Source organism: Pseudomonas triclosanedens (assembly GCF_026686735.1).
Lineage (GTDB): Bacteria > Pseudomonadota > Gammaproteobacteria > Pseudomonadales > Pseudomonadaceae > Pseudomonas > Pseudomonas triclosanedens.
Genome location: NZ_CP113432.1, coordinates 2,888,710 through 2,910,921 on the forward strand (window position 1 = coordinate 2,888,710; position 22,212 = coordinate 2,910,921).

General features: G+C 65.8%; 16 protein-coding genes. 6 read left to right on the plus strand and 10 right to left on the minus strand.

Features of this window, described 5'->3' with window-relative positions; genetic code table 11:
• Nucleotides 1–6: 6 nt before the first annotated feature.
• From OU419_RS13505 to OU419_RS13525, 5 genes are all read right to left on the minus strand, one after another.
• Nucleotides 7–852, minus strand: coding sequence for a DMT family transporter (locus tag OU419_RS13505; RefSeq protein ID WP_254474399.1), 846 nt, complete (start codon nt 850–852; stop codon nt 7–9).
• A 156-nt stretch (nt 853–1,008) separates the two neighbouring features.
• Nucleotides 1,009–1,323 carry an AzlD domain-containing protein gene (locus OU419_RS13510; protein WP_254474398.1) on the minus strand — a complete coding sequence of 105 codons (315 nt, stop codon included), beginning with the start codon at nt 1,321–1,323 and terminating at the stop codon, nt 1,009–1,011.
• Complete coding sequence (locus OU419_RS13515; RefSeq protein WP_254474396.1) at nt 1,320–2,018, minus strand: AzlC family ABC transporter permease; 699 nt, start codon at nt 2,016–2,018, stop codon at nt 1,320–1,322. Before OU419_RS13515 ends, OU419_RS13510 begins: the two co-directional genes overlap by 4 nt.
• A 109-nt stretch (nt 2,019–2,127) precedes the next feature.
• Nucleotides 2,128–3,156: a sterol desaturase family protein gene (locus OU419_RS13520; RefSeq protein WP_254474394.1), complete on the minus strand. Its 1,029-nt coding sequence runs from the start codon at nt 3,154–3,156 to the stop codon at nt 2,128–2,130.
• A gap of 402 nt (nt 3,157–3,558) precedes the next feature.
• Nucleotides 3,559–4,650 carry an acyltransferase family protein gene (locus OU419_RS13525; RefSeq protein WP_254474392.1) on the minus strand — a complete coding sequence of 364 codons (1,092 nt, stop codon included), beginning with the start codon at nt 4,648–4,650 and terminating at the stop codon, nt 3,559–3,561.
• Between the two features lie 544 nt (nt 4,651–5,194).
• On the opposite strand from OU419_RS13525, the gene OU419_RS13530 reads away from it, so the two are divergent.
• Complete coding sequence (locus OU419_RS13530; RefSeq protein ID WP_254474390.1) at nt 5,195–10,546, plus strand: autotransporter outer membrane beta-barrel domain-containing protein; 5,352 nt, start codon at nt 5,195–5,197, stop codon at nt 10,544–10,546.
• Nucleotides 10,547–10,611: 65 nt separating this feature from the next.
• On the opposite strand, the gene OU419_RS13535 is transcribed toward OU419_RS13530, so the two are convergent.
• The gene (locus OU419_RS13535) at nt 10,612–12,225 is read right to left on the minus strand and encodes a LuxR C-terminal-related transcriptional regulator (protein ID WP_254474388.1); all 1,614 of its coding nucleotides are present in this window, start codon (nt 12,223–12,225) and stop codon (nt 10,612–10,614) included.
• A 202-nt stretch (nt 12,226–12,427) separates the two neighbouring features.
• Entirely contained in the window at nt 12,428–13,699 is a 1,272-nt protein-coding gene (locus OU419_RS13540) for a Rid family detoxifying hydrolase (protein WP_254474386.1), read from the minus strand.
• Between the two features lie 609 nt (nt 13,700–14,308).
• Between OU419_RS13540 and OU419_RS13545 the strand changes: the two genes are divergently transcribed.
• Entirely contained in the window at nt 14,309–14,782 is a 474-nt protein-coding gene (locus OU419_RS13545; RefSeq protein WP_254474384.1) for a BRO-N domain-containing protein, read from the plus strand.
• Nucleotides 14,783–14,838: 56 nt separating this feature from the next.
• On the opposite strand, the gene fahA is transcribed toward OU419_RS13545, so the two are convergent.
• Complete coding sequence (fahA, locus tag OU419_RS13550; RefSeq protein ID WP_254474382.1) at nt 14,839–16,143, minus strand: fumarylacetoacetase; 1,305 nt, start codon at nt 16,141–16,143, stop codon at nt 14,839–14,841.
• A 4-nt stretch (nt 16,144–16,147) separates the two neighbouring features.
• Nucleotides 16,148–17,443, minus strand: coding sequence for a homogentisate 1,2-dioxygenase (hmgA, locus tag OU419_RS13555; protein ID WP_254474380.1), 1,296 nt, complete (start codon nt 17,441–17,443; stop codon nt 16,148–16,150).
• A gap of 99 nt (nt 17,444–17,542) precedes the next feature.
• Between hmgA and OU419_RS13560 the strand changes: the two genes are divergently transcribed.
• Nucleotides 17,543–18,286, plus strand: a complete 744-nt coding sequence (locus OU419_RS13560) for an IclR family transcriptional regulator (protein ID WP_254474601.1) — start codon at nt 17,543–17,545, stop codon at nt 18,284–18,286.
• A gap of 36 nt (nt 18,287–18,322) precedes the next feature.
• Here OU419_RS13560 and OU419_RS13565 read toward each other — a convergent pair whose 3' ends face one another.
• Nucleotides 18,323–19,225: a LysR family transcriptional regulator gene (locus OU419_RS13565; protein WP_254474378.1), complete on the minus strand. Its 903-nt coding sequence runs from the start codon at nt 19,223–19,225 to the stop codon at nt 18,323–18,325.
• Between the two features lie 139 nt (nt 19,226–19,364).
• Here OU419_RS13565 and OU419_RS13570 point away from each other — a divergent pair, with 139 nt between their 5' ends.
• The 3 genes from OU419_RS13570 to OU419_RS13580 all read left to right on the plus strand — a co-directional run bounded on the left by OU419_RS13570 (nt 19,365) and on the right by OU419_RS13580 (nt 22,153).
• Nucleotides 19,365–20,060, plus strand: coding sequence for a CoA transferase subunit A (locus OU419_RS13570; protein WP_254474376.1), 696 nt, complete (start codon nt 19,365–19,367; stop codon nt 20,058–20,060).
• Nucleotides 20,061–20,134: 74 nt separating this feature from the next.
• Nucleotides 20,135–20,791, plus strand: a complete 657-nt coding sequence (locus OU419_RS13575) for a CoA transferase subunit B (RefSeq protein ID WP_254474373.1) — start codon at nt 20,135–20,137, stop codon at nt 20,789–20,791.
• A gap of 180 nt (nt 20,792–20,971) precedes the next feature.
• Complete coding sequence (locus tag OU419_RS13580) at nt 20,972–22,153, plus strand: acetyl-CoA C-acetyltransferase (protein WP_254474372.1); 1,182 nt, start codon at nt 20,972–20,974, stop codon at nt 22,151–22,153.
• Nucleotides 22,154–22,212 lie beyond the last annotated feature (59 nt).

The following is a 22,212-nucleotide window of genomic DNA, read 5'->3' on the forward strand; positions in this document are numbered from 1 at the left end:
CCGGCTTCACGCCGCTTTACGCTTGCCTGCAAGGATCAGCGCGATACCGCCCAGCACCGCCAGCGTCGACAGGCCCAGGCGCAAGGTCAGGTTTTCGCCGAGCAGCAGCGCGCCACCCAGGGCGGTGAACACCGGCACGCTCAGTTGCACCGATGCGGCCTGGAGCGCGCCCAGGCCGGTCAGGGCGCTGTACCAGATGGCATAGCCGACGCCCGAGGCCAGCGCGCCGGAGAGCACCGCATAGATCGCGCCGTGAAGATCGACATCGAGTTTCAGCGATAGCGCCAGGCACATCGCGGCGGCCAGCGGCACGCTACGCAGAAAGTTGCCGGTGGTAGCCGCCAGCGGATCGCCACCATGCCGCCCGCGCAGGCTGTACAGCGCCCATGCCAGGCCCGCGAGAATCATCAGCGCCGCGCTGCCTGGCGGTGGCGCGCTGGCGCCGGGCAACAGCAGAGCGACGATGCCGCCCAGGGCCAGCGCCAGCCCCGGCAGTTGCCAGCCGTGCAGTCGCTCACCCTTCATGTAGCCTGCCACCAGCATTCCCGCCTGTACCGCGCCGAACAACAGCAGCGCACCGCTGGCCGCGCTCATCTGCACGTAGGCCAGGGAAAACGCCGCCGCATAGATGAACAGGGAGCATGCGCCGCGCCAGTCTCCGCCGGCCCGCCAGCCACCGCTGCGCAGGCGCAGCAGGACGAGAAGGGTGACCGCCCCGGAAAGCAGGCGTAAGCCGGTAAAGCTGGCAGCGTCGATGCTCGTCTCGCGCAGGGCGAGGCGGCACAGCAGGGAGTTGCCGGCGAAAGCCAGCATGGCGAGAAGCGTCAGCAGCAGATAGCGGGGGTGGGGCATGGGGGCGTCCTGGCTCGCGTGATCGCGTCGAGTGCGCCAGAGCCGGTTGCGCGGTGGCAACGGCTCCGGTCGTTGTTCCCGGTACAGGGCAAGGCGACGCCCAGCCTGCCATGAATCGGCGGGCGCGGGGGCTTGGCGGATGGTCGAGTGACGCCTCTACAGCCACCAGCGCAGCAGGTAGAAGGCCCCCATGCTCAGCACCACGCTGAGCAGCACGTTGCGTGTCCACAGCACCAGCGCCACGGCAACGATGGCGCCCAGCAGGTACGGGTTGTCCGGGCGCAGGTTCAACTGATGCTCGGGCAGGAACACGATCGGCCCGCAGATCGCCGTGAGCATTCCCGGCACGGCGAACCCGAGGAACTGCCGCACGTTGCTGCTCAGGCGGATCGGCAGGCGCGGTTCGAGAAACACATAGCGATTGAAGAACACGATCAGGCCCATGCCGAAAATCACTGCCCAGACCATCATGCGCGTACCCCCTGGAACTTCTGGCAGACAAAGCCGGCGAACATCCCCGCCAGGCCCGACAGTACCAGCGCCGAGCCCACCTGCCAGTAGCTGAACAGCACCGAGCAGAACAGCGAGACAGCGACGCAGACCACCGTTGGCACGTTCTTCACCACTGGTGCGATCAGGGCGACGAAGGTGGCCGCGATGGAGAAGTCCAGCCCCAGGTGTTCCAGGCCGGGGATACTGCTGCCGACCAGTACGCCGGCCAGGGTGAAGAGGTTCCAGGCGATATAGAACGTCAGCCCCACGCCCAGGGCGTACCAGCGATTGAAAGTCTCGCGGTCGTGGCCGCTGGTGAGGGCGAAGAATTCGTCGGTGAGCAGAAAGCCCAGGCCCGCGCGCCAGCGGCCGGGCAGGCCGGAAATCACCGGACGCATGGTCATGCCGTAGAGCAGGTGCTGGGAGGTCAGCAGCAGCGTGGTGATCATGATCGAGAAGAACCCGGCACCGCCCTTGAGCATGCCGATGGCCACCAGTTGCGCGGCACCGGCGAAGACGATGGCGGACAACCCCTGGCCGTGCAGCGGCGAAAGCCCCGCGTCGATGGCCAGCGAGCCGGCGAGCAGGCCCCAGGGCAGCACCGCCAGGGACAGCGGCATGATGTCGATGGCGCCCTTGAGGAAGGCGCTAGAGGGAAGCATGGAATGGGACATGGTGATTCTTGGCAGTCTTTCGAGCCGGCAGGTTGCCAGAACGAAGCGTCGGCTGGCTTGAACATTCTTGCTGAGGCGGAATATTTTTTCTCGCCTTGCCCGGCGCCCGCTATGAATGAGGCGCCTGGGAGGTTCCCTGCCCGAGCCCCTGTGCGCCTCCTGTATTGCGCAGCTTGCGGGCGGTTGTCACGAACGGCGTGACGATCAGGCTGTAGATCGACGTGTAGCCTTCATCGCCGCGCTCCCCGGAGCCGAACCGGAGCGCTTCGGGCGTCGAGCGAGTGACGTAGAGCGTGCCGAATATCCAGTCCCACAGTGACAGGTTGATACCGAAGTTCTTGTCGAAGTGCCGTGGCGCATCGCTATGGTGAATCTGGTGCTGGGCCGGGCTGTTCAGTACGTGCTCCACCAGCGGTCCGAACGACAGCCACACATGGCTGTGACGCAGGCTCACCGCCAGTGCGTTGAAGATGAATATCAGCCAGGTGACGCCGAAGAGTGTGTAGGCGCCGATCTCGCCGCCGCAGACGTACCAGAAGCTCCCGGCATAGGCGCCGAGCAGAATCGTCCCGGCCAGGTTCGCCGCGAGCTTCTCCACGAAGTGCACGCGGCTCGCCGTCATCGGTACCAGCACCGCCGCCGAGTGGTGCACCTTGTGGAAGGCCCATAGCCAGCGCGAGTGAAATGCCCGGTGCACCCAATAGTTCTTGAAGTCGCTCACCAGGAATACGCCCAGCCCGTAGAGCAGCGACAGGCTGAGGTTTTCGTCCACGCGTGGCCGCGCGCCCCAGAGGTTGGTGAAGAATGCGAGACAGTCCCCCGAGCGGAGGATGTACGGGTCGACTGCGCCGACGATGGGCACCAGCAGCGCTACGTTGAGGATGCCCCGCACCAGGTAATAACGGTAATCCAGCAGTGCGGAACGATGGAAATGGACCCGATGGCCGCCCAGAAACTGCCAGAACGAAGGCGCCTTGGTCAGCCCGCGCCGCTTTCGCAGGCGGAACAGGCCATAGGCGACCGCATAGGACAGCAGCAGAAACACCACGCCAACGCGCCCGTTCAGATCGAACAGGCCGGATAGCTGGCTGATCACCGGCTCGACCAACAGGGTGTTCAGGTGGGAGAAGTCAGGCACGCCCGGTCACGCCAGGGCAAAGGACAGGCGGGAGCGATAGCGCGCCTTGCACTTGCTGCTCCGCAGCGCGCCTTTGCTTCGCGCCGCGGCGGCCTGAAACCACTTCATCGAATGCCTCTCTTATTTGTCTTGTCGGAACGGCCTGTCGGTTGCGCCGAGGACTGCGCACCTTGAGACGGCGCCTCGCGCGCCGTCATGCAGCCTGGTCAGAATGGGGCGAGACACTCGCTGCTGTCAAAGCGTGGACGGGCCGAGCGACGGGAGGCCATCTGCCTGCCACGCTCTGGCGCGTTCGCCTTCAGGTCTTCCTTGATGGAAACCGCTGCGACAATCCTCGGCACCTCCGGAGCGGGCGCTGCTGGTCGCCGCGTCCCGCAGCGCGGCCCTTTCGCTGGACCGTCCTCACGCAGGCTGCGCCGGCGGAGTTTCGTTTCGTGCCGAATGCGCGCGGCCACGGTAGAACGACGATCGGATCAGTGGTGCTTCCAGCAGTCGATAGCTCAGATAAGCGACCGCGATGGTAGCGGCGTAGGCAGCTACCCAGAACATCACCTCCGGAATGGCGGCGCTCGGCTTGATGGCGCTCCAGATCCTGCCGGCGGCGCTCAATGTCAGCAGATGGGAAAGGTACAGCGAGTACGAGATGTCGCCGAGCCAACTGCAGGCGGAGGGCACGCGGACCGACCGCTCCAGCAGGGCGAAGCCGAGAATCATCAGCGCATAGCCGCCGCCGAAGAGCAGCGCGCGCCCCAGGGGAATGGCGGCCAGTACATCCGAGCCATCGAGATAGTCGCCCTTCATCGCCAGTACGAGCAGGCCGATGGACGCCGCCAGGCCTGCCAGGCCCAGGCCGCGTGATCGCCCATGCTGGCGCGGGCGCATGTACAGCACCCCTGCAAGGGCACCGAGAATGAACTCCAGCGTGAACTCATGCGTGATGACACGCAGGAAGGCGCCGGGGGGAAATTCGACGAAGCGGGAGAGCAGCACGAGCAGCGCCCATGTGCCAATGGCCGGCACCCTGGCGGCGCGCGGAAGGAGCAGCAGCGCCGCGAACACCAGGTAGAACCACAGCTCATGTGTCAGCGACCAGGCCACCATGAGGATGGGCAAGGTGCCCGAGGGCAACAGCAGGAACGAACTCAGCAGATCGACCTTGCCCCCCTGGGACGAGTTGATGATCTCCGGGCGGAGCAGGTACACAGCCGTGAGAAGAAGGAAGAACACCCAGTAGACGGGGTAGATGCGCAGGAAGCGGTGGCGCAGGAAGGTAAGTATCTCTGCCGGCGTGCCGGGCTTGTTCAGAGCGGTCGTTGCCATGACGAAGCCGCTGATGACGAAGAAGAGATCAACCCCGGTCTGCCCGAATAGCGCGAAAGCGGGAATGACGCTGCTGGCCGCAAGGTACTTCGCCTGAATGCTCAGCGAGTGGAAGGCCACTACCATGACCGCCGCGAGCCCCCTGAGGCCCTGGATGGATTGCAGTTTTCTCATTGTTCGATCGTCGGTCCGTTCAGTCCGGATAGCGCGGATGGCCGGAACTGCCAGTAGTTGTAATTGTTCGAGCGCACCACCGCACTGGCGGCGGACCGCAGCCGGATATCCAGCCCCGGCCCGTTTTGCGCGCGGCACTATACGACGGAGTCTGGCGAGTAGCCACTACCGTATGCGCCGTCCGTCATCATCGGGCGGAGGCCGATCGGGGAGCTGCGCCGGCAGGTGCAAACGTGCCTCAGTCGGCGGGGCTGTTGCTTGAACAATGCGTCAGATTGCGGCTGCCGCTCGAAAGCGACGCCACCAATGCTGAGGATCGCCGCGATTGTCTTGTCCAGGCTCATCATCGCTCCCCGACGGCAGGCTCGCTGGTCACGCATTCAGGCTGTCGCCGGGCCGGAAACGTCCTGTTTTGCACCTCTGATCTGAGTCAATCCAGTGCCGATACCGGACTCACTCCGATGCGCAGCTCAGCATTGCTCTGACAGATAGCCAAAGGCCGCAGGCGCACGCTTCTGAGTACTTTCGTACTTGGGAGAGCGTCATGAACAAGCTCTATCGCACTGTCTGGAATGCTTCTGCGCGGCTGTGGAATGTCGCCAGTGAATTCGTCTCCTCGCATGGTTCGAGCGTGGGGCGTACTGCCCGAACAGCCCTTGTGACCTGCATCGGCACCTTGTTCGCACTGACCGGGGCCGACTTTGCCGAATCGGCGGATGTCGACCTGCTGGACGAGGACAGCCGCACCATCCTCGGCGGCTACAAGGACAAGGCCGCCGGTGCCGCCGACAGTGCGACCCTGGTGTCGGACAACTTCCGCTTCCAGGGCGGTACCCTGGATCTCACCGGTGGCTACTATCGGGCCATCGGCCGTCTGAGTGTGGTCGATGGCGGCTACGGCAAGATCACCGGCGGCAGCAGTGCCAACCTGCCTTCCTACTATCCGACCATTCCGATACTGAACCGCGCCCCGGAGCAATCCGGCGCCATGTTCCTGCTCTACGACCCGCGCAAGGCAGGCAGCCAACTGGTGCTCGGGAAGAACTCCACGCTGGAAATCGCTTTCAGCTACGAAGGCCGCAACTACGTCGCGGTGACCAACAACGGCAACTACGACTATGCGTACACGCCAGTGGTTTTCGGCGAGGGCTCGCACATCAAGCTCACCGGCGGCACCTTCCGTTTCGACCCCTATCGCCATGACCGCGATGTGAAGCTCTCCAACTTCATCTTCAACGGCGGCTGGCTGTCCACTCGGGGAGGCGATGACCTGATCACCGCCGACGAAGACGGGCAGGCCATCGGCAAGATCGAGATGGGCATGGGCTCGGACACCTTCGTGGTGCCGGAGGGAATCAACATCACCGCGCTGAGGCTCAACGGCGTGCCGGTGAGTGAAGTGCGGATGTATGAGTTCGCCACTGCTTCGACTGGCGCCACCGATGCCGGCACCGGCGGCCTGAGCGGCTCGATGGGCGAGGGCTCCGGTGCGAACCCCAGCGATACCGTGGACATCCGCAGCGGTGCTTCCTCCACCGACATCGCCTACACCTTCGGCTACTACAACGACGTGATGAACGTTGGCACCAACGCGCGGCTGATCGGCGGCTCCGTGGACATGGGCAATGGACCTGACACCTTCAATGCCCCGCGGGCAACGCTGGACGGCGTCAAAATAAACCTCGGCGACGGCAACGACACCCTGAACCTGAACGCCACGACGCTGAAGAACAACGTCGCCTTCGACCTGGGCAATGGCAACGACACGGCGAATATCGACGCCATGAACCTGACCCTGGGCGAGCACGCCACGATGAAGCTCGGCGCCGGCGACGATACGCTGAACCTGAGCGACGTCACCCTTACCGGCAGCGCAACGGCGGACTCCGTCGACCTGGGGGCGGGTAACGACACCGTCAACCTCAAGCGTGTGCAAGTCGATACCGCGCGGATTGCCATGAACACCGGCACCAGCACCGTGCGTGTCAGCGACGGCGCCACCCGCATCGACGACAGCCTCGAATTCACCCGCAGCGGCACCGCGGCGAACCAACTGGTGGTCGACAATGACGGCGAGCTGCATCTGGACTTTGCCAGCCTGAAGTTCGCCGGCAAGGTCGTCGTGGAGGCTGGCGGTATGCTCGGCGGCGACGGCAACAGTACGTCCACCAACGGCGTCACCCTGCGTGGCACCCTGGTGGTGGGCGATGGTACCGCGGACGGCGATCTGACGCTGGCCGATAGCAACGGCGTGACGGCCGAAAATGCTGCCCTGATTACCGGCAGCGGCGTGCTGCATGCCACGCGGATGAAACTCAAGGACGTGGTGGATGCACTGGTGGAGGCCGGCCGCAAACTGATCTATGACGACCCCATCAGTGATACCGGCACCCTGCGCAAGATCGGTGAAGGCACCCTGGAACTGGGCGGCGCCAACGACTATGCGGGCGGCACCCTGGCCGAGGAGGGCACGCTGGTGCTCAAACACCAGGATGCCGCCGGCATCGGCTCCATCGACGTGAGCGGACCGGCAACGGTGCAGCTTGCGTTTTCCGGCACCGATGGCGCCTACGACTCTACCTTCGACAACGCCCTGAGCGGCACCGGGACGGTACAGGTCAGTGGCCACGACATCGACGTGACCGCCGACAACTCCGCGTTCTCCGGGCAACTGCAGGTAGAGAGCGGAGGCAGCGCCCAGGTGCGCGCCGCCGAACATCTGGGCGCTGCCACGGTGGACCTGGAAGGTACCCTGAGAGTCGCGCCCAGCCTGGGCGGCTTCGCCTTTGCCAACTCCCTGAGCGGCCAAGGCACTCTGCTGGCCGAAATGGCCACGGGGGCCGACCACTTCGACTTCACCAGCGCCGCCGGCAGCAACTTCCAGGGTACGCTGGGCATGGGCCGTGGGCAGTTCTCGCTGTCCGGCGTGAATACCCAGGCTCTGGCACAGGCCACGCTGCGCATGGATAGCGAAAGCACCACCACCGTCGGCAACGGTGTGCAGCAGATCGGCGGCCTGGCCTTCAATGGCGGCACCGCCAACTTCGGCACGGCGGTGCCGGACGCTACCCGCTCCAGCGCCAGCGTCAGCGCGCAGACCCTCGATGCCAGCGGCACCGGTGTCGTGCAGGTCGACCTGCCGTCACCCTATGTACCCAGCGTGCCCGGCACCATCGACACGGCGACGCTGCTGGAGCAGGACGACGGCAACATCGGCGTGCAACTGGTCGCCGCCCGCCAGGTAGTGGGCAGCGGCGGCGCGCTGGAACTGCAAGACCAGGCCGGGCAGGTGATCAGCGCACGGCAACAGGTGGATATCGCCCAGGGCGGTGAAACCGTCGCCATCGGCGACTACGACTTCGGGCTGACCACCGCTCCGAGTGACGGCCTCTACGTGAACTACGGACTGCGCCAGGTCGATCTGCAGCAGGACCACACCCTGACCCTGCAACAGACTCCCGGCGCCACCGGCGCGGCGGCGGACCTCTCGGCGCGGGTCATCGGTACCGGCAACCTGGAAGTGGACGCGGGCGCCGGCACCATTTCGCTGTCCAACGCCACCAACGAATACAGCGGCACCACCCGCGTCAGCAGCGGCGGCCTGCAAATGGCAGCCGACAACGCACTGGGCCACACCTCGGAGTTGGGGCTGGAAGCCGGCACCCGCGCCGGGATGGGCGGTCATTCGCAACGCATTGGCGCGCTGCGCGCCGAGGCGGGCTCATCGCTGGACCTGCAAGGCGGCAGCCTTGCCATCGATAACGGCGGGCGCGCCGATGGCGTGCTGTCCGGCGGCGGGCATCTGGGCATCGACGGCGGCACCCTGTTCGTGAGCGGCGCCAACCCTGGCCTCAGTGCCAGCACGACGATCGCTGACGGAGCCACGGCCAGCCTGTCCCAGGCCAGCGGCCTGGGCAGCGGCACCATCGCCACGGAAGGCACGCTGGAACTGGCCGGCGCCCAGGGCGAGCTGCGCAATGCCGTCAGCGGCACCGGCCGCGTCGAGCTGAACTCGGCGGCGGACATCATCGCCAGCGGCGACAACAGCGGCTTCAGCGGTGGCTTCGGCCTTGAGGCCGGTACGCGTCTGAGCGTGAGCACCGCGCAGAACCTGGGCACCGCCCAGGTAGACGACGAAGGTGTGCTGCGCATCGACAGCGGCACCGACTGGACGCTGGACAACACACTCAGCGGCAGCGGCTCCCTGGTCAAGGACGGCAGCGGCCAGCTTGGTGTTGGCGAGCATGTCGGGCACAGCGGCCGTACCGACATCAACCATGGCGGCGTACTCGTTGGCGAGGGCCGTACCCTGGGCAGTGCCGGCGCGGATGAAGTAACAGTCGCCGGCGGAGCGCTGCTAGCCGGGCTGGGCACCGTCAGCGGCCACGTGCAGAACGCCGGCACCGTGGCGCTGCTCAACGGCCTGGCCGGCCACGGGACCGGCGCTCCCGGCACCTTCACCCTGGCCAATGGCCTGAGCAACGCTGGCGTCGTGAGCCTCGCCGGCCAGAGCGGCAGCACACCCGGCAACGTACTGCTGGTGAAAGGCGACTACCTGGGCGAAGGCGGCCGCATGATCATCCGCACCCAACTGGGCGACGATGCCTCGCCAACCGACAAACTGGTGGTCGACGGTGGCAGCGCGACCGGCGATACCGGGCTGGTGGTGAAATCCGCCGGCGGCCAGGGTGCGCATACCGAGCAGGGCATCCGCGTCGTGGAAACCGTCAATGGCGCGACGACCTCCACCGATGCCTTCAGGCTCGACCCGACTTCCGATGGCTATCGTCATGGCGCCGATTCCCTCGCCGCCGGGGCCTACGACTACCGGTTGGCCCGTGGCGGCAACGCGGGCGTCGAGGATGACTGGTACCTGGTTTCGCAGCAGAGCGCAGCCAGCGAGCCGCGCTCGACGGACCCGGCCCCGGCCGCGACATCGTCGCCGTACCGCCCGGAAGTGGGCGCCTACATGGGCAACCGCCAGGCAGCGCTCGCCATGCCGGTGCATACCCTGCATGAACGGCAGGGGCAGGCGCCCGGCACCGACGACCGCAGCCTCGAGGAACTTGCCGACGAGTCGACCTGGATTCGCGTGCTGGGCGACCACACCAGCCGCGACGGAGCCGGAGGCATGGACATCAACTCCCGCAGCCAACTGCTGCACCTGGGCAGCGACCTGCTGCGCTTCAGCGATGGCGACGACGGCAGTGTGCGCCTGGGTGTGATGGCCTCCTGGGGCAGCAGCCGCTCCAACGTGGACAACGGAGCGCTGAAGGCGGATAGCCGGGTCAGCGGCTACAACCTCGGCGTCTACGGCACCTGGTACGGCAATCCCGACATCCTCACCGGCCCCTACATGGATGCGTGGATCATGCACGGCAGCTACGACAACCGTGTCAAGGGCCAGGGGCTGGCGGCGGAGGACTATCGCTCGCGGACACTGACCGGCTCGCTCGAAGGCGGCTACTCGTTCATGGTTCGCGACGATGGCAAGAAGCAGGTGTTCGTCGAACCCCAGGCGCAGGTCGTCACGCAGCGCTACAGCGCCGGGTCCCACACCGAGGATAACGGCACCAGGGTCACCGGGATGTCCGGCAGCGACCTGACCACTCGCCTGGGTGTGCGGGTACATGGCAACGTCAAGGACGATGCCGGCAAGGACATGCTGCGGCCCTTCGGTGAGCTGAACTGGTGGCACGGCCCGTCCAGCCAGAGCATGTCGTTCAACGCCGACAAGGTGAAAGACCGGCTGCCCGGCGACCGCTACGAGGTCAAGGTCGGCCTGCAAGGGAATGTCGCGAAGAACACCAGCGTCTGGGGCAGCGTCGCGGCCGAGCGTGGCTCGGAAGATCACCACGGCTCGGAACTGCAGATAGGGATAAAACACGACTGGTGATCCGGCGGCGGGAAAATGCCGTTCCGGTTGGCTCCGGAACGGCATCCGCTTGCCCCATACGCCCATCAGACCGGCGAGAGAGTGCTCGTCTCCTCCAGCTCCAGCGCAAGAACCAGCTTCTGCCCGTGCGAGTCCGACAGTTTCAGCAGGCGGCCGCCAAGTTTCTCGGCCAGCAGCTCGGCCGTTCGCAGCAGAATCGCCGACGGCGCGGAGGCGGGCGGCTGGCTCGACAGGTTCAATTGCAGCTCCAGCAGGCCACGGCTGTTGCGCCTTTCGGCCAGTTCCGCGCGGGGCATCGGGCCGCATGACAGGCAAAGCATGTCCAGCAGTTCGCGGTACGCATCCACGGCCAGCCAGGCCACGATAGTCGCCGGCGCGCCGGGTAGCATCTCCACGCCATGCGACTGGAGCTGCGCGGCAGTGAGGGCGGCGATATCCGAAGGCTCCGCCGTGGGCAGCCGCTCTTCCTTCGCCAGGTCGGTGAGGCGCTTCAGGCGCTGAATCGACTGTTCCAGCTCCTCGAGCGATCCCCCCTCGGCGGCCTTCGCCGCAGACTTGGCCAACGCCTCGTCCAGTTCAGCCAGGATCACCCCGAACATATCCAGCCGCGCCTCGTTGGCCGCCTCGGCTTGCCTCCGGGCATCACGCAGCTCGGTCATCCGCTGCGCCTGTTCCGTCATGTCGCGCAGGCCGCCGACGATGCCGATGGCCTGCCCGTGGTCATCGCGAAACGGCATGCCCCACACATGCAGCAGTCGGGGCGCGCCGCGCACCTTGATGGTGATTTCCAGGCTGAACGGTGCGTCCTCCGCCAGGAGCCGCGAGAAATTGGCCTCCATGCGCTGGCGATCCGCTGCATCGAACCACCAGGAATCCAGGAGGCTCATCCCGGCTACTTCATCGGCGCCGACCCCGTAGAAGTTCAGGAACGCCTGGTTGCACAGGAGCAGCCGAGCGTCATGCCCGCGCAGAAACATCGGATGTCCCACGGCATCGAGCATCGCCCGCAAGCGTGCAATCTCGCTCTCCCAGCCCGCAGGCAGTGTGTCCGCCATGAAGCCCTCGGCCACATCCTTGCCGCCCAGGCCATGCCGCCTGGCCAGCTCCACCAGCTCCATGCGCGAGTCGACATGGAGCTTCTCCTGCAGGTGTGTTTTGTGCGTGCTGACAGTCTTGAAACTGATGGACAGGGTATCGGCAATCGCCTGGTTTGACTTGCCCTCGGCAATGAGCTGCAGTACCGACAGCTCGCGGGTAGAGAGCGCCGACAGCCCGCCGCCATCGGAGGTCGCCATCGGCACGGCGGGGTAGTGGCTGCGCCCCTTCAGTACGCTGCGAATGGCCAGCGCCAGCTCGTCCAGATCATCCAGCTTGCTGACGAACCCGCGCACCCCCTCGTTGAAGCACAGTGGCGCGAAGTGCTCCGCCTTCAACGCGGTGTAGACCAGGATGGCGCTGTCCGGGCTGTGGGCACCCATGCGGCGAATCAGATCGAAGCCGCTCCTGCCTCCTGCGCAAAGCTCCAGGATCACCAGATCCGGCTGCGCCATGCGGACCAGCTCCAGTCCGTCGCTGCCGCTGGCAACGCTGCCGGCCACCGTATGCCCCATCTGCTCGAGCATCGTTTCCAGGCAGCGGCGAATGGCCGGCAACGTCTCCACGATCAGTATTCGAGCCATGTCCGTCTCCTTCGTACACGACATCGCAAGCCTAGACGATTCGCTGCGAGTGGCGGCCAACCCCGCCCGGGTGGAGACAGCTCATGGGCAGCCAATCGTACGCGCACAAAAAAGGGAAGCTGGAACAATGCCCAGCTTCCCTTCGCGCACCCGATCCGCCACCACGGACGCAGCGCCGGCTACGTCCGCGCGGTGGCGCCTGTCACTTGCCCGGAGGCGTTCCCTCCGCGTTCGCCACGACAGCCTCGATCTGCACCAGCGCGCCCTCGGGCAACTCCGCAACGCCGACTGTCCTGCGTGCCGGAATGCCATTGGGGAAGAACGTCGCATAGACTTCGTCCACCGCGGCGGCATCTTCGATGTTGCGCAGGAACAGGTTCACCTTCACCACGTCGCCGAGGTTGTGGCCGATGCTTTCCACGATCGCCCGGAGGTTCTTCAGGCACTGCCCGGCCTGTTCCCTTGCGCTGCTGCCCACCACCTTGCCGGTTTCGGGATCCAGCGGCAGTTGCCCGGAAATATGGTTGTAGTGGGAGAACGCGACGGTTTGCGTGGCCAGCGGGTCTCTTGGCGCGGCATCGGTGTTGTTCGCCTTGATGACGATCCCGTGGCGGTCCTCCACCCGTTGCGGCGGAGTGCCGTCGCCGTGAGAGATGACGGCCTCGATCTGCACCAGCGCGTTCATCGGCAGGCCGGCAACCGCGATCGCCGTGCGCGCGGGCACGTAGGCCGCAGCCCTGGCGATGGCCGAGTCGGGAAAGAAGGTCGAATAGACCTCGTTCACCGCACCGATATCGGAGAGGTTCCTGAGGAAGATAGTGATCTTCACGATGTCGTCGAACGGAACGTCGATGCTTTCCAGGATCGCCTTGATGTTCTTCAGGCACTGCGCCGCCTGCTCCTTCACCCCACCTGGCACCAACTGGTGGGTCGCCGGGTCGATGGGCAGTTGCGCCGACAGGTTGTTGTAGTGGGAGAACGACACGCTTTGCGACGACAGGCGACTGACCGGCGCGTTGTCGGTATTGCGCGTTACCTTGACCAGGTCGCCAGCCTGCGGCGCACCTGGAATGGTGCCTTCGCCGTTGGTGACCAGCGCCTCGACCTGTACCAGCGCGCCCATCGGCAGGGCTGCTACGGCAACGGTCGTCACTACCGGGAGATAGTCCGGGAAGAACCGTGCATACACCTCATTGGCGGTGTCGGCATCGGCGATGTCCTTCAGGAAGATGGTGACCCTGACAATGTCATCCATCACATGGCCGATGCTCTCCACGATGCTCTTCACATGCTTGAAGCACTGTTCGGCCTGCTCCTTCACGCCCCCGGCGACCAGTTTTCCGGTCGCGGAATCGATGGGCAGTTGCGCCGACAGGTTGTTGTAGTGAGAGAAAGCAACGGTCTGCGAATACGGGCCAGTGCCTGTGGGGGCGTTGTCCGTATTACGTGCCAACACTGCGTTGTAGCCACTCATGGTAGTACTCCCATTATCGCTGGGGCTTGTGGGTTGCGTGGCAAGCACCTACTCCATCTAGCTACCGATAATTGCCACCGTTTTCCGGGCGACGGGCATCGAGTCCGTTCGTGGCGATGGGTGGACACCCGGAGGGTTGCTGTATGGAACCGCCGGAAGTGTAGTGGCCCGCCTGCGCAACGCCATTGCGAAAGGTCATGGCCCGACCGGGGGCAGGCGCGGGCGGCTTGCGCGTGCTTCGCGGGGGGATTGAAGTCAGGCTTCTGCGGGAAATGCGTGGCGCATCAGTTGCGGATGCCTTCGCGACGAGCGGTGCCGGCAGCGCCAGAGCATGTCGCTGGCTTGACCCTGGCGAACCGTCCCCCTAACGTCCCGGTGCCACTGTGACGGCGATGAGGACGGGGTTGGCGGCCCGAACTCAACATCGCTGCGGTAACGCTTCGTAAGACCGTGACGTACACACGTCCACGGATCTTTGCTATGGCGGGCCGCGCAGGGAGACCTTCGGGTCTGCCGGTTCTATGTTGCCGGTTCGCCAACCTTGCGCGGTTCCGCCACCCATCCGTTTGGCGACGGACGTGGCGGCTTCTTCAATATAGGAGCTGTTACATGGACGACATCTACATCCCAATCGTATTCCATCGCTACAACCGTTCCCTACGCGGCGTGCTGATCGACAACCAGCCCTGGCTGGTCGCCCGCGAGCTGGGCTACCTGATCCGCGAGCGGGTCGAGCCATATGTCCTGCGTCTGGATGAAGACCTCTTTCGCGAGTCGCGCCTGGCAACGGGCAGCGGCGAGGAGACTGTCCTGCTGGTGAACGACTTCGGAGTCTTCCACGTATTGCAACGCTATCGCGACCCGGAGCACCGGGAGTTGCGCAAGTGGATCACAAGCCATGTGCTGCCGCTGCTGCGGGACCAGGCGCCGGGTGCGGCCGCCGGCCCCAGGCGAATGCAGGCCAGGGGTGAGGGGCATCAGGTGGTGGTGCTGGACTGGCAGGGGGAGTTGTGGGTGCCGATGAGTGAGGTGCCGCGGTTGATGAGCGACGAGCGGCGCGGCCGGTGGTGGCGGCGGAAGTAGGCCCGCGGGGCAGCCATTACGCCACTCCGCGGGCCTTGCGCGCGAGCCGGCGCCGGTCAGTGTGCCGGCAGTATCCGCCCGCGGCACTCGCCGAAGCCGATCGACGGGTAGCCGTCGCGGCGGCAGCGGGCGCGCAGGATGATTTCGTCGCCATCTTCGAGGAAGCGCCGTTCCTCGCCATTGCTCAGTACCACTGGCTGTTTGCCGCCGTTGGTCAGCTCCAGCAGGCTGCCGAAGCTGTCCGGGGTTTCGCCGGAAAGGGTGCCGGAGCCGAACAGGTCGCCCGGTTGCAGGCGGCAGCCATTGACGCTGTGGTGGGCGACCATCTGCGCAACGGTCCAGTACATGTTCAGGGTGTTGCTCAGGGCGATGCGCTCCGCGCCCTGGTGTTCGCGGCGCATGCGGGCGGTGAGCAGCAACACTTCCAGTTCGATATCCAGCGCGCCGTGGGCCTGGTCGGCCTCGTCGAACAGATACGGCAGCGGCTGCGGGTCGCCTTCCGGGCGGGCCGGCTGAGCGGTGCGGAATGGTTCCAGTGCCTCGGCGGTGACGACCCACGGCGAGATGCTGGTGGCGAAACTCTTGGACAGGAACGGCCCGAGCGGCTGGTACTCCCAGGCTTGTACGTCGCGCGCGGACCAGTCGTTGAGCAGGCAGAAACCGGCGATATGGCCGGAGGCGGCGCTGATGGGAATGGCCTTGCCCTGTTCGTTGCCCTGGCCGATCCAGATGCCCAGTTCCAGCTCCAGGTCCATGCGTGCGCTGGGGCCGAACACCGGTACGTCGACCCCGGCGGGTAGCGTCTGGCCGTTGGGCCGGCGCACTTCGCTGCCGGAGGGGACGATGGTGGACGCACGGCCGTGGTAACCGATGGGCACGTACTTGTAGTTGGGCAGCAGCGGGTTGTCGGGGCGGAACAGCTTGCCGACGTTCTTCGCATGGTGGATGCCGACGTAGAAGTCGGTGTAGTCGCCGACCTTCGCCGGCAAGTGCAGCCGGCAGCCGGCTTGCGGCTTGAGCAGCGCGGCGCCCAGGCTCTCCATGCGCTTGTGCTCGGCGCACCCTTCGGTGAGTAGCGCAGTGAGGGCGTTGCGCAGGGTGCGGCGGGCGGTGGGGCCGGCGGCGAAGAAGGCGTTGAGGCTGTCGCCGCTGGCCAGCAGGGCGGCCTGGTGAGCGGCGCCGTGGAACAGCCCGGCGTCGCAGGCGGTCTTCAGGTCGAAAATGTAGTCGCCGATGGCGACGCCGCCCCGTGGCGAGTCGCCGGGCGGGCTGAACACGCCCAGCGGGAGATTCTGCAGGGGGAAGTCCGGATGGCCGTTGGCCGACTCGATCCAGCTTTGCGCAAGGTGGGAGGCGCTCATTGGTTTACTCCACGGAAGGGGCGAAGGTCTTCTGCATCCCGCTCCAGCAGGCGTCGTAGTCGCGCTGCAGTTGCGGGCAGCCGAGGGCGAAGCGGCTGGGGCGCAGCACGCGGCCGGTCTCGAACATGAAGGCCATTGTGTGATCGATCTTGTGCGGTTTCAGCTCGGCGGCGATGGCCTGCCGGGTGGTGGCGTTGTCCGGGCCGTGGGCGCTCATGCAGTTGTGCAGCGAGGCGCCGCCGGGGACGAAGCCGTCGGCCTTGGCGTCGTAAACGCCCTGGATCAGGCCCATGAATTCGTTCATCAGATTGCGGTGGAACCACGGCGGGCGGAAGGTGTTCTCGGCCACCATCCAGCGCGGCGGGAAGATCACGAAGTCCATGTTGGCCATGCCGTGTGTGTCGCTGGGCGACGTGAGCACGGTGAAGATGGACGGGTCGGGGTGGTCGTAGCTTACCGTGCCGATGGTGTTGAAACGGCGCAGGTCGTACTTGTAAGGCACGTTGTTGCCGTGCCAGGCGACGACGTCCAGCGGCGAGTGGCCGAGGTGGGTGGCCCAGAGTTCGCCGAGGAACTTCTGCACCAGTTGTACCGGGCCTTCGACATCTTCGTAGCGGGCCACCGGGGCGAGGAAGTCGCGCGGGTTGGCCAGGCCGTTGCTGCCGATGGGGCCGAGGTCGGGCAGGCGCAGGGCGGCGCCGTGGTTCTCGGCGATGTAGCCGGCGGCGGATTCGTCCAGCAACTCGACGCGCAGGCGCATGCCGCGCGGAATCACGGCGATCTCCAGCGGCTCGATCAGCAATTCGCCCAGTTCGGTGACCAGGCGCAGGCGGCCGGCCTGGGGCACGATCAGCAACTCGCCGTCGGCGTCGAAGAACACCCGGCGCATGGAAATGTTGGCGCGGTAGGCATACAGGCTGACGCCACTGGCGGCGTCGGCCTCGGCGTTGGCGGCCACACATAGCAGGCCGTCGACGAAGTCGGTAGGCTCCTCGGGCATTTCGAAGCTGTTCCAGCGCAGCCGGTTGGGTGTGACCGGGCCGAGGGCGCCGCCGGTGATCTGGCGTTCCAGGCGTTCGTAGCGCGGGTGCGCGGCGGACGGGCGGATGCGGTACATCCAGGTGCGCCGGGACTCGCTGCGCGGCACGGTGAACGCGGTGCCGGAGAGCAGCTCGGCGTACAGGCCGTAGGGCACCTGCTGGGGCGAGTTCTGCCCGCAAGGCAGGGCTCCGGGCAGGGCCTCGCTGGCGAATTCGTTGCCGAACCCGGACAGGTAGGCAGGAGCGCTGGTGGAGGTCATGGTGGTTTCACTCTTTTTGTCGTAATTGGATTACGATTAACGTAATTTCGTGTCGTCGGGCCGTCAAGCCCGTCTGGGAGTTCCTTTAAGTTGAAGACCATGAACGATGCGGAAGACTCCGCTGCGACGAAGGGCAAGAAGGTCCAGTCGGCGGAAGTCGGCACGGAAATTCTCAAGGCTCTGGCGGACCTGGCGCCGAGCACGTCGCTCAAGCGTCTGGGCGAGTACCTGGGCATGCCCGCAGCCAAGGTGCATCGCTATCTGCAGGCGCTGATAGCCAGCGGATTCGCCGAGCAGGACCCGCTGACCAACCACTATGGCCTGGGTCGGGAGGCTCTCTATGTGGGCCTGGCGGCGATCCGCCGGCTGGATGTGGTGAAGGTGGCCAGCCCCGCGCTGGCGGACCTGCGCGACCGGCTGGGGCAAACCTGCTTCCTGGCCATCTGGGGCAGCCACGGGCCGACCGTGGTGCAGGTGGAGCCGGCGCAGGGGATGGTGACGCTGGTGACGCAGGTGGGTTCGGTGCTGCCGCTGCATGGCTCATCCACCGGCCTGGTGTTCGCCGCGTTCAAGGATGGGCTGGAGGAGGGCGCGCAGTCAGATGTACTGGAAAATATCCGCGCCGAGGGGCTGCATGCCATTCACGGCTTGCTGATGCCGGGCGTGAATGCGCTGTCGGTACCGCTGTTCAGAACCGGACGGGAGCTGGCCGGGGTGATTACCGTGGTGGGCTCGCAGGCGAGCTTTGCCGCTGAGCCGCAGGGCGAGGCTGCGCGAGCCTTGCTGGAAACCGCGCGGGAAATCAGCCTGCGGATGGGCGGCGAGGCTGACGCCGCGCCCTGAGGCTGCCGGAGATCCGCCGATGGAGCGCGAATCCGCTCAATCCCGCTCCATTCCCGCCCAGTCCGTGCCTTGCACCAGCACGTCCCTGAGCGCCTGTGCAGCGCTGGACAGCTTGTGCTCCGCCAGGCAGAACAGCCCCACGCGGCGCTCGATGCGTGGTTCGTCGAGCGCCACGCAGCGCGCGCCCAGCTCTTCCATCTGCTGCCGGCACAGGCGCGGTACGGCGCTGACGCCCAGGCCCTCGGCGACCATCCGGCCCACGGTCACCAGTTGGTGGCTCTCGAACGCCACCGGCAACCGCCCATGCCGCGACGACACCCGTTCCTCCAGCAGCAAACGCACGGCGGAGGGGCGTTGCAGGGTGATGAAACTGTAGTGCAGAAGCTGCTCCCAACTCACCGATGCCGCGCCCGCCAATGGCGAGCCCGCCGGCAGTACGGCGAGAAAACGGTCGGTGTAGAACGGGGTGAAGGTCAGCCCGTCGAGGCTGTCCGGCTCCAGGGCGATGCCCAGTTCCACCCGGCGGTTGCGCACCATCTCCAGCACCTGCTCGTTGATCACGTCGTGCACCGCCACGTTCACCTTCGGGTGGCGGTCGCGGAAGCTGCGCAGCACCGCGGGCAGCAGGTTGCCGGCGAAGGAGGGCATGGCGGCGATGGAGACCTTGCCCATCTGCAGGGTGAAGTGCTGGTGCATCAGCTCTTCGACGTTGTCCCAGTCGGCTAGCAGGCGAAGGGCGAGGGGCAGCAGCGTTTCGCCTTCCGGCGTCAGGGCCACGCTGCGGGTGGTGCGCACCAGCAACTGACCGCCGAGGGAATCTTCCAGGCTCTTGATCGCCAGGCTCAGTGCCGGTTGCGACAGGTGCAGGCGCTCGCAGGCCTGGGCGAAGCTCAGGGTCTGGGCGACGGTGAGGAAGGCGCGTAGCTGTTTGACGGTCATTCGGGTGGGTTCTTATTGATAAGGAAAACGGATTAATCAATTGGAAAAACAAACTTAACAAATCATTCCCGAGCGGTGAAGCTGCGGACGCTCTCTGACCAAAGAGTCGGATAATCCAAGAACAAGAGGCAGCAGCAACATGGCAGGACTCGACAAGCGTGTAGGCAGTTACGAGGAAGCCCTGGCCGGGCTGACCGACGATATGACGGTGCTGGCCGGTGGCTTTGGCATCTGCGGCATTCCTGAAAACCTCATCGCACAGATCCGCCGCATGGGCGTGAGGGGTCTAACCGTGGTCTCCAACAACTGCGGTATCGACGGATTCGGCCTCGGCGTGCTGCTGGAGGACCGGCAGATCCGCAAGATGATCGCCTCGTATGTCGGCGAGAACGCGCTGTTCGAGCAGCAACTGCTGTCTGGCGAACTGGAGGTCGAACTGACCCCGCAAGGCACCCTGGCGGAAAAACTCCGCGCAGGTGGCGCCGGAATCCCGGCCTTCTTCACCGCCACCGGCTACGGCACACCGGTTGCCGATGGCAAGGAAGTGCGTGAATTCGAAGGCCGCCACTACGTGATGGAGCGCGCCATCACCGGCGATTTTGCCATCGTCAAGGGCTGGAAGGCCGACCACTACGGCAACGTCATCTATCGCCACACCGCGCAGAACTTCAATCCGGTAGTCGCCACCGCAGGCCGCATCACCGTGGTCGAGGTGGAGGAGATCGTCGAACCGGGCGAGCTGGATCCCGCCCAGATCCATACCCCCGGCATCTACGTCGACCGCATCATCCAGGGCTCCTTCGAGAAGCGCATCGAGAAGCGCACGACTCGCTAAGGATCGGTTGTGCGTCGGCCAATCGACAGCCCGCTCGATCTTCAACCGTATTGAACAAGAGAAGAGATTCAGCCATGGCACTTACTCGCGAACAGATGGCTCAGCGCGTGGCGCGCGAGCTGCAGGATGGTTACTACGTGAACCTGGGCATCGGCATTCCGACCCTGGTGGCCAACTACGTGCCCGAGGGCATGGAAGTGATGCTGCAGTCCGAGAACGGCCTGCTGGGCATGGGCGCGTTCCCCGCCGACGATGAGGTGGACGCCGACATGATCAACGCCGGCAAGCAGACCGTCACCGCGGTCAAGGGCGCGTCGATCTTCTCCTCCGCCGAATCCTTCGCGATGATTCGCGGCGGTCACGTCGACCTCACCGTGCTCGGCGCTTTCGAAGTGGACGTTCAGGGCAACATCGCCTCCTGGATGATCCCCGGCAAGCTGGTCAAGGGCATGGGCGGCGCGATGGACCTGGTGGCAGGCGCGGACAACATCATCGTGACCATGACCCATGCTTCCAAGGACGGCGAATCCAAGCTGCTGGAGCGTTGCTCGCTGCCGCTGACCGGGGCTGGCTGCATCCGCAAGGTGCTGACCGACCTGGCCTACCTGGAGATCGAAGACGGCGCCTTCATCCTGCGCGAGACCGCGCCGGGCGTGAGCATCGCCGAAATCGCCGAGAAGACCGCCGGCCGCCTGATCGTGCCGGACGATGTGGTCGAGATGACTTTCTGAAACATCATTGAACATCCCGTTCCCGGCGCGCTCGCATGTAATGAGCGTACGCCGCCGCACAGCCCGGCGGTCTGCCCTTTCCTTACCGGGGTGGGCAGGGGGAGGGGCAAGCAGCGTAGGATGGGCGGCAGAAGTAACCCCATCTGCGCAAGCGTGATACCCGATTCAGGAGAGCGAAACATGCAAGACGTCGTCATCGTCGCCGCCACCCGCACCGCCATCGGTGCCTTCCAGGGCAGCCTGGCGAACATTCCGGCCCATGACCTGGGGGCGCTGATCATCCGCTCGCTGCTCGAACGCAGCGGCGTCAAGCCCGAGCAGGTCGACGAAGTGATCCTCGGCCAGGTGCTCACCGCCGGCGCGGGGCAGAACCCGGCGCGCCAGGCCGCCATCAGCGCAGGGCTGCCGAACAGCGTACCGGCCATGACCATCAACAAGGTCTGCGGCTCCGGCCTCAAGGCACTGTTCCTCGGTGCCCAGGCGATCCGCTGCGGCGACGCCGAGGTGGTCATCGCTGGCGGCCAGGAGAACATGAGCCTGTCGCCCTACGTACTGCCCAAGGCCCGCACCGGCCTGCGCATGGGCCACGCTCAGTTGCAGGACAGCATGATCATCGATGGCCTGTGGGATGCCTTCAACGACTACCACATGGGCATCACCGCCGAGAACCTGGCGGACAAGTTCGGCATCAGCCGCGAGGCCCAGGACGCCTTTGCCGCGCAGTCCCAGCAGAAGGCCAGCGCGGCCATCGAGGCGGGGCGCTTCAAGGATGAAATCACCCCCGTGCTGATTCCGCAGCGCAAGGGCGACCCGCTGTCCTTCGACACCGACGAGCAGCCGCGCGCCGGCACCACCGCCGAGTCGCTGGCCAAACTCAAGCCGGCGTTCAAGAAGGACGGCAGCGTCACCGCCGGCAACGCCTCTACCCTGAACGACGGCGCCGCCGCCGTGCTGCTGATGAGCGCCGCCAAGGCCAAGGCGCTCGGCCTGCCGGTCCTGGCGCGCATCCAGGCCTACGCCAGCAGCGGCGTCGACCCGGCGATCATGGGCATCGGCCCGGTATCGGCTACCCGCCGTTGTCTGGAGAAGGCAGGCTGGTCGCTGGACCAACTCGACCTGATCGAGGCCAATGAAGCCTTCGCCGCCCAGGCTCTGTCGGTTGGCAAGGAATTGGGCTGGAACGCCGAGAAGGTCAACGTCAACGGCGGCGCCATCGCCCTTGGCCACCCCATCGGCGCGTCGGGCTGCCGGGTGCTGGTATCGCTGCTCCACGAAATGCTGCGCCGCGACGCCAGGAAAGGTCTGGCGACCCTCTGCATCGGCGGCGGGCAGGGCGTTGCCCTGGCACTGGCGCGCGACTGAGGAATCATTGGCGAGATCCGGCCGGCTTCCCCCAGCCAGGCCGGGCAGCGTGATGGGAG